General features: G+C 72.0%; 11 protein-coding genes. 9 read left to right on the forward strand and 2 right to left on the reverse strand.

Annotated elements, in window-relative coordinates; translation table 11 throughout:
- The 7 genes from K6I33_RS27865 to hisF all read left to right on the forward strand — a co-directional run.
- Positions 1 to 996 (forward strand): histidinol-phosphate transaminase (locus K6I33_RS27865; protein WP_229357298.1); only part of this gene is annotated, 996 nt, incomplete at its 5' end.
- A complete protein-coding gene (gene hisB / locus K6I33_RS27870) occupies positions 990 to 1,616 on the forward strand; it encodes an imidazoleglycerol-phosphate dehydratase HisB (RefSeq protein WP_229357299.1) in 627 nt (208 codons plus the stop codon). The genes K6I33_RS27865 and hisB, both read left to right, overlap by 7 nt.
- Before the next feature lie 2 nt (positions 1,617 to 1,618).
- Positions 1,619 to 1,786: a hypothetical protein gene (locus tag K6I33_RS27875; protein WP_229357300.1), complete on the forward strand. Its 168-nt coding sequence runs from the start codon at positions 1,619 to 1,621 to the stop codon at positions 1,784 to 1,786.
- A complete protein-coding gene (gene hisH / locus K6I33_RS27880) occupies positions 1,783 to 2,424 on the forward strand; it encodes an imidazole glycerol phosphate synthase subunit HisH (RefSeq protein WP_229357301.1) in 642 nt (213 codons plus the stop codon). The genes K6I33_RS27875 and hisH overlap by 4 nt, the downstream gene beginning before the upstream one ends.
- 73 nt (positions 2,425 to 2,497) lie before the next feature.
- Entirely contained in the window at positions 2,498 to 3,226 is a 729-nt protein-coding gene (gene priA / locus K6I33_RS27885; RefSeq protein WP_229357302.1) for a bifunctional 1-(5-phosphoribosyl)-5-((5-phosphoribosylamino)methylideneamino)imidazole-4-carboxamide isomerase/phosphoribosylanthranilate isomerase PriA, read from the forward strand.
- A complete protein-coding gene (locus K6I33_RS27890; protein ID WP_229357303.1) occupies positions 3,223 to 3,627 on the forward strand; it encodes a RidA family protein in 405 nt (134 codons plus the stop codon). The genes priA and K6I33_RS27890 overlap by 4 nt, the downstream gene beginning before the upstream one ends.
- Positions 3,624 to 4,379, forward strand: coding sequence for an imidazole glycerol phosphate synthase subunit HisF (gene hisF, locus K6I33_RS27895; RefSeq protein ID WP_229357304.1), 756 nt, complete (start codon positions 3,624 to 3,626; stop codon positions 4,377 to 4,379). The genes K6I33_RS27890 and hisF overlap by 4 nt, the downstream gene beginning before the upstream one ends.
- 13 nt (positions 4,380 to 4,392) lie before the next feature.
- Here the strand turns inward: hisF and K6I33_RS27900 are convergent, their stop codons facing one another.
- Both K6I33_RS27900 and K6I33_RS27905 read right to left on the reverse strand, forming a co-directional pair.
- Entirely contained in the window at positions 4,393 to 4,944 is a 552-nt protein-coding gene (locus tag K6I33_RS27900; RefSeq protein ID WP_275126789.1) for a DoxX family protein, read from the reverse strand.
- 102 nt (positions 4,945 to 5,046) lie between these two features.
- A complete protein-coding gene (locus K6I33_RS27905; protein WP_229357305.1) occupies positions 5,047 to 5,679 on the reverse strand; it encodes a TIGR03085 family metal-binding protein in 633 nt (210 codons plus the stop codon).
- A 105-nt stretch (positions 5,680 to 5,784) separates the two neighbouring features.
- Between K6I33_RS27905 and hisI the strand changes: the two genes are divergently transcribed.
- Entirely contained in the window at positions 5,785 to 6,153 is a 369-nt protein-coding gene (gene hisI / locus K6I33_RS27910) for a phosphoribosyl-AMP cyclohydrolase (protein ID WP_229357306.1), read from the forward strand.
- Between the two features lie 31 nt (positions 6,154 to 6,184).
- Positions 6,185 to 7,744 (forward strand): anthranilate synthase component I, encoded by a 1,560-nt coding sequence (locus tag K6I33_RS27915; protein WP_229357307.1) that lies wholly within the window; start codon positions 6,185 to 6,187, stop codon positions 7,742 to 7,744.
- Positions 7,745 to 7,830 lie beyond the last annotated feature (86 nt).

Consider the following 7,830-nt stretch of genomic DNA (forward strand, 5'->3'; position numbering starts at 1 on the left):
CTCCCCGAGCCCCTCGTGGCCCGGATCGCCGAGCGCGTCGCCGAGGCCGCCCGGCACCTCAACCGCTACCCCGACCGGGACGCGGTCGAGCTCCGCACCGAGCTCGCCAAGTACCTCACCCGCACCACGGGCCACGAGGTCACCATGGCAAACGTCTGGGCCGCCAACGGCTCCAACGAGGTCCTCCAGCAGCTGCTCCAGACCTTCGGCGGACCCGGCCGCTCGGCCATGGGCTTCGAGCCCTCGTACTCGATGCACGCCCTGATCTCCCGGGGCACCGGCACCGGCTGGATCTCCGGCCCCCGCCGCGCCGACTTCACCATCGACGTCGACGCCGCCGAGGCCGCCATCGCCGAACACCGGCCCGAGGTCGTCTTCATCTGCTCGCCGAACAACCCCACGGGCACGGTGGTCGACGAGGAGACGGTCCTGCGGCTGTACGAGGCCGCCCAGGCGGCCCGCCCGTCGCTGGTCGTCGTCGACGAGGCGTACGGCGAGTTCAGCCACGGGCCCTCGCTGCTGCCGCTGATCGAGGGCCGCCCCCACCTCGTCGTCTCCCGCACCATGTCCAAGGCCTTCGGCGCCGCCGGGCTGCGCCTCGGCTACCTCGCCGCGCACCCCGCCGTGGTCGACGCCGTTCAGCTCGTCCGGCTGCCGTACCACCTCTCGGCCGTTACCCAGGCCACGGCGCTCGCCGCCCTGGAGCACACCGACACGCTGCTCGGCTACGTCGAACAGCTCAAGGCCGAACGCGACCGCATCGTCACCGAGCTGCGCGCCATGGGCTGCGAGGTGACCGATTCCGACGCCAACTTCGTCCAGTTCGGACGGTTCGACGACAGCCACGCCGCATGGCAGGCCATCCTCGACCACGGGGTCCTGGTACGGGACAACGGCGTCCCCGGGTGGCTGCGGGTGACCGCCGGCACGCCCGAGGAGAACGACGCCTTCCTGGACGCAGTACGCGCCATTCGCAAGGAGAGCAACTCATGCTGAATTTTCCGGGGGATGACCCCCGGGCCCCCAAGCGCGTCGGCCGCGTCGAGCGCACCACCAAGGAGACCTCCGTCCTGGTCGAGATCGACCTCGACGGCACCGGGCAGGTCGACGTGTCGACCGGGGTCGGCTTCTACGACCACATGCTCGACCAGCTCGGTCGCCACGGCCTCTTCGACCTCACCGTCAAGACCGACGGCGACCTCCACATCGACACCCACCACACCATCGAGGACACCGCCCTCGCGCTGGGCGCCGCCTTCAAGCAGGCCCTCGGCGACAAGGTGGGCATCTACCGCTTCGGCAACTGCACCGTGCCCCTGGACGAGTCCCTCGCCCAGGTCACCGTGGACCTCTCCGGCCGCCCCTACCTCGTGCACACCGAGCCCGAGAACATGGCGCCGATGATCGGCGCCTACGACACGACGATGACCCGGCACATCCTGGAGTCCTTCGTCGCCCAGGCGCAGATCGCCCTCCACGTCCACGTCCCGTACGGGCGCAACGCCCACCACATCGTGGAGTGCCAGTTCAAGGCCCTCGCCCGCGCCCTGCGCTACGCCAGCGAGCGCGACCCGCGCGCGGCCGGGATCATCCCGTCGACGAAGGGCGCGCTCTGAGCATGAACGGCACCTCCACCGCCCTCATCCTCGTCGGCCTGTTCCTGGTCGGCGGCATCATCTCGTTCCTCAAGCAGGGCATGCCCAAGGGCGTGATCGTCCTGCTCGGCATCGGCGCGGCCATGTGCCTGACCGCCGGCATCCTGCGCGTCGAAGGACTGTGGTCATGAGCACCCCGAAGAAGGTCGTCGTCTTCGACTACGGCTTCGGCAACGTCCGCTCCGCCGAGCGGGCCCTCGCCCACGTCGGCGCCGACGTCGAGATCACCCGCGACTACGAGACGGCCATGAACGCCGACGGGCTCCTCGTCCCCGGCGTCGGCGCGTTCGCCGCCTGTATGCAGGGGCTGCGCTCCGCGCGCGGCGACTGGATCGTCGGGCGCCGGCTGTCCGGCGGGCGCCCCGTCATGGGCATCTGCGTCGGCATGCAGATCCTCTTCGAGCGCGGCATCGAGCACGGCGTCGAGACCGAGGGCCTCGACGAGTGGCCCGGCACGGTCGAGCCGCTCAAGGCCGACGTCGTCCCCCACATGGGCTGGAACACCGTCACCCCGGCCGAGGGCTCCCGGCTCTTCGCCGGCCTGGACGCGGACACCCGCTACTACTTCGTGCACTCCTACGCCGTGCGCGAGTGGAGCCTGGAGGTCGGCAACGCCAACATCCGCGCCCCCAAGGTCACCTGGGCCACCCATGGCGAGCCGTTCGTCGCCGCCGTGGAGAACGGCCCGCTGTGGGCCACCCAGTTCCACCCCGAGAAGTCCGGCGACGCCGGAGCGGTCCTGCTCCGCAACTGGCTGGACACGCTGTGACCGCAGCACCCGGCCGTCGCCGCGCCGACGGCCGTGACACCCGGCCGGCCCCCTCATCCGTAAGGTCCACTTCATGACCCACCGCCTCGAACTCCTGCCCGCCGTCGACGTCCGCAACGGCCAGGCCGTCCGTCTCGTCCATGGCGAGTCCGGCTCCGAGACGTCGTACGGCGACCCGCTTGCCGCCGCTCAGACCTGGCAGCGCGCGGGCGCGGAATGGCTCCACCTGGTCGACCTGGACGCCGCCTTCGGCACCGGCGACAACCGCGACCGGGTCGCCGAGGTCGCCCGCTCCATGGACATCAAGGTCGAACTCTCCGGCGGCATCCGCGACGACGCCTCCCTCGCCGCCGCCCTCGCCACCGGCTGCACCCGCGTCAACCTCGGCACCGCCGCCCTGGAGTCCCCCGAGTGGGTCGCCAAGGTCATCGCCGAGCACGGCGACCGCATCGCGGTCGGCCTGGACGTCCGCGGCACCACCCTGCGCGGCCGCGGCTGGACCCGCGACGGCGGCGACCTCTACGAGACCCTCGCCCGCCTCGACTCCGAGGGCTGCGCCCGCTACGTCGTCACCGACATCGCCAAGGACGGCACCCTCCAGGGCCCCAACCTGGAGCTGCTGAGGAACGTCTGCGCCGTCACCGACCGCCCGGTCGTGGCCTCCGGCGGCGTCTCCTCTCTTGACGACCTGCGCGCGATCGCCACCCTGGTACCTGAGGGCGTCGAAGGAGCGATCGTCGGGAAGGCCCTCTACGCCAAGGCGTTCACCTTGGAAGAGGCCCTGGAGGCAGTGTCCGTATGAGCGATACCCCGGCCCGGCGGCACATCCAGACGAACAGTCCTTGGGAAGCGGAGATCGGCTTCGCACGTGCCGTCGCGGTCGGGGACCGGGTGCATGTCGCCGGGACGATGCCGCTGGTGAACGGCGTCCTCCACGGCGAGGGCGACCCCTACGAGCAGGCCCGCACGGCCTTCGGCAACGCGCTCGCCGCGCTGGAGGAGTTCGGCCTCGGCCCGGGATCCGTCGTCCGCACCCGGATGTATCTCACCCACGCGCGGGACGTGGACGCGGTCGGCCGCGCCCACAAGGAGCTCTTCGACGGCGTCCGGCCCGCCGCGACCATGGTCGTGGTCTCCGGCTTCGTCGACTCCCGTGTGCTGGTCGAAGTAGAACTAGAAGCTTTCAGAGGAGCAACGGCGTGACCCTCGCGGTCCGAGTCATCCCCTGCCTGGACGTGGACAACGGCCGGGTCGTCAAGGGCGTCAATTTCCAGAACCTGCGTGACGCGGGCGACCCCGTCGAAATGGCCAGGATCTACGGCCAGGAGGGCGCCGACGAGCTGACCTTCCTCGACATCACGGCCTCCTCCGGCAACCGTGAGACCACCTACGACGTGGTGCGCCGCACCGCCGAGCAGGTCTTCATCCCGCTGACGGTGGGCGGCGGCGTCCGTACCGCCGAGGACGTCGACAAGCTGCTGCGGGCCGGCGCCGACAAGGTCGGCGTCAACACCGCCGCCATCGAGCGGCCGGAGCTGATCCGTGAGATCGCCGAGCGCTTCGGCCGCCAGGTCCTGGTCCTCTCGGTCGACGCCCGCCGCACGGCGACGGGCTCCTTCGAGGTCACGACCCACGGCGGCCGCCGCGGCACGGGCATGGACGCCGTGGAGTGGGCCCACCGCGCCGCCGAACTGGGCGCCGGCGAGATCCTGCTGAACTCCATGGACGCCGACGGCACCAAGGACGGCTACGACACGGAGATGATCACTGCCGTGCGCCGCCATGTCACGGTCCCCGTCATCGCCAGCGGCGGCGCGGGCCGCCTGGAGCACTTCGCCCCGGCGGTGGCGGCGGGCGCGGACGCGGTCCTGGCCGCGTCGGTCTTCCACTTCGGCGACCTGCGGATCGGGGACGTCAAGCAGGCGCTCAAGGAAGCGGGTCACCCCGTTCGGTAACCGCGCGGAAGCGCTAGCTGCGGATCAGCAGGAAGATCGCCCCGGTCACCAGCGCCAGGGCGATCGCCGCAACCCCGTACGTCACCCGATGCGCCCGCAGCACCGGCAGATAGTGGTCGACGGAGTACGCCCCCGGCCCGGTCAGCGCCAGCGCCGTCGCGCTGACGGCCACGAGGAGCGTGAACTCCACCCCGCTGGGCAGCAGGAATCCCCCCTCCCACGTCACCCCCAGCGCGTTGACCATCGTCCCCAGCACCGCCGCCGCGGCCAGCGGTGTCAGCAGCCCCAGGAACAGCCCGGCCCCGCCGAGCGACTCACTGAGCCCGGCGATCACGGCCATCGCCTTCGCCGCCGGATATCCGGCCTGCTTGAAGTACTGGGCCGTCCCGTCGACGCCCGCTCCGTTGAACCACCCGAACAGCTTCTGTGTGCCGTGCGTGACCATGATGATGCCGAGCATCATGCGCAGCAGCAGGAGTCCCAGGGAGTAGCCGGTCAGCGACGACGACGGCTGGTCGCGCCCCTGCCCGGCGAAGATGTGCGTCGTTCTGCTCCGGAAAGCCATGATCGGCACCTTCCTCCACCCTCGGTACCAGTGTCACCCCGGGTCACGGGGGTCCGCCATACGCCAGGAGGAGCAAAGGCGCCGACCGTTCTCCGGAACCGCCTAGAGCCCCAGCGACGCCGCCTTGAGCTTGGCGATCGCCGTGTCCTCGCCCGCCAGCTCCACCCGCGCCGCGTCCTGCCGGCCGAAGGCGAACAGCAGCAACTCGCCGGGCTCCCCGGTGACCGTCACCACGGGCGCGCCCTTCCGGGCGACCGCCGTCCGGCCGTCGGGACGCCGCAGCACCAGGCCCACCGGCGACTTCCGGCCGGCCAGCCGCGCCGTGCGCTCCAGCCGGCTCCACAGCGCGTCCGCGAAGACGGGGTCCGGCTCACGGGGCGTCCACTCCGGCTGGGCCCGGCGCACGTCCTCGGTGTGGACGTAGAACTCCACGGTGTTGGCCGCCTCGTCGACCTGCTTGAGGGCGAACGGCGAGGTGCGCGGCGGCCCGGTGCGGATGAGCTGGATCAGCTCCTCGTACGGCTTGGCCGCGAATTCCGCCTGCACCCGCTCCAGCCGGCCGGCCAGCGGCTTGATCACGACGCCGGCGGCGGCGTCGGGCCGCCGCTCGCGCACCACGGTGTGGGCGGCGAGATCACGGGCCCGCCAGCCCTCGCAGAGGGTGGGCGCGTCGGGGCCCACCGTCTCCAACAGATCGGCGAGGAGCAGACGTTCGCGCTGCGCATGGGTTGACATGGCGTCAGCCTACGACCCGGGTCCGGCCGAAGCCACGGCGCCCGCGCCAGGCGTGTCCGGCCGTCGCCGGCGGCGCGGGCGGTGCCGGCGGGGGACAATGGAGCCATGACCGGCAACACCCGCCCCCTCTCCAACCTCGACCCCGCCATCGCCGCCAGGCTCAAGCGGAGCGTCGACGGCCTGATCCCCGCCATCGCCCAGCAGCACGACACCGGCGAGGTGCTCATGCTCGGCTGGATGGACGACGAGGCCCTCCACCGCACGCTCACCACCGGCCGCTGCACGTACTGGAGCCGCAGCCGCGAGGAGTACTGGGTCAAGGGCGACACCTCCGGGCACGTCCAGCACGTCAAATCCGTCGCCCTGGACTGCGACGCGGACACGATCCTGGTCAAGGTCGACCAGGTCGGCCCGGCCTGCCACACCGGCACCCGGACGTGTTTCGACTCGGACGAACTGCCGCTGAGCGGCTAGACCGCCGTCGCAGCCAGTAGGCTCCGCTGCCATGGCTGCCACGTCCGCACACGCTTCCCACGGCCCCGGCGGAGCCGTCGGGGATGTCACCCCCGACGCGGGGACCTTCCGCACGCTCGCCAAGGACCGCCGGGTCATCCCGGTCACCCGCCGCTTCCTCGCCGACGGCGACACGCCCGTGGGCCTCTACCGCAAGCTCGCCGCCGAACGGCCCGGCACCTTCCTGCTGGAGTCCGCCGAGAACGGCCGCACCTGGTCCCGTTACTCCTTCGTCGGCGTCCGCAGCGCGGCCGCCCTGACCGTGCGCGACGGCGAGGCCCACTGGCTGGGCACCCCGCCCGTGGGCGTCCCCACCGGCGGGGACCCGCTGGCCGCCCTGCGGGCCACCGTGGAGGCGCTGCACACCCCCCGCGACCTCGTCGAGGGCATGGGGCTGCCGCCCTTCACCGGCGGCATGGTCGGCTATCTGGGCTACGACATCGTGCGCCGCCTGGAGAAGATCGGCGAGCACGGCGAGGACACCCTCGGGCTGCCCGAGCTGACCATGCTCCTCACCTCGGACCTCGCCGTCCTCGACCACTGGAACGGCACGGTCCTGCTGATCGCCAACGCGATCAACCACGACAACCGCGAGACCGGCATCGACGAGGCGTACGCCGACGCCGTCGCCCGCCTCGACGCCATGGCCGCCGACCTCCGCCGTTCGGTGGACACGCGGCCCACCGTCCTGCCGCCCTCCGAGCTGCCCGAGTACACCGCCCGCTGGGGCGGCCCCGACTTCATGGCGGCCGTCGAGGACATCAAGGAGCGCATCCGCGCGGGGGAGGCCTTCCAGGTCGTGCCCTCGCAGCGGTTCGAGACCCCCTGCGCCGCCTCCGCCCTCGACGTCTACCGGGTGCTGCGGGCCACCAACCCCAGCCCGTACATGTACCTCTTCCGTTTCCCCGACGGCGACGAAGGCGCGTTCGACGTGGTCGGCTCCAGCCCCGAGGCCCTGGTGAAGGTCGAGGACGGGCGCGCGCTGGTGCACCCCATCGCCGGCACCCGCCCGCGCGGCGCCACCCCGCAGGACGACGCCGCCCTGGCCGAGGAGCTGCTGGCCGACCCCAAGGAGCGCGCCGAGCACCTGATGCTCGTCGACCTCGGCCGCAACGACCTGGGCCGGGTCTGCGAGCCCGGCAGCGTCGAGGTCGTCGACTTCATGTCGATCGAGCGCTACAGCCATGTGATGCACATCGTCTCGACCGTCACCGGCCGTCTCGCCCCGGGGCGCACCGCCTTCGACGTCCTCACGGCCTGCTTCCCGGCCGGCACGCTGTCGGGCGCGCCCAAGCCGCGCGCCATGCAGATCATCGAGGAGCTGGAGCCCGCCCGCCGGGGCCTGTACGGGGGCTGCGTCGGCTACCTGGACTTCGCCGGGAACTCCGACACCGCCATCGCCATCCGCACCGCCCTCCTCCGGAACGGCACCGCCTACGTCCAGGCCGGCGCCGGCATCGTCGCCGACTCCGACCCGGCGGCGGAAGACGCCGAATGCCGCCACAAGGCCGGCGCGGTCCTGAGAGCGGTCCACACGGCGAACAGGCTGTAGAAGCGGGGGTGTGGGCAATCGTCCCGCAGGGCTGGGGGCACCTCCCCAGCCCTGCGGGACGATTGCCCACACCCCCGCTTCTACAG

Origin of the sequence: Streptomyces sp. UNOB3_S3, assembly GCF_020740895.1 — a bacterium.
GTDB lineage: Bacteria > Actinomycetota > Actinomycetes > Streptomycetales > Streptomycetaceae > Streptomyces.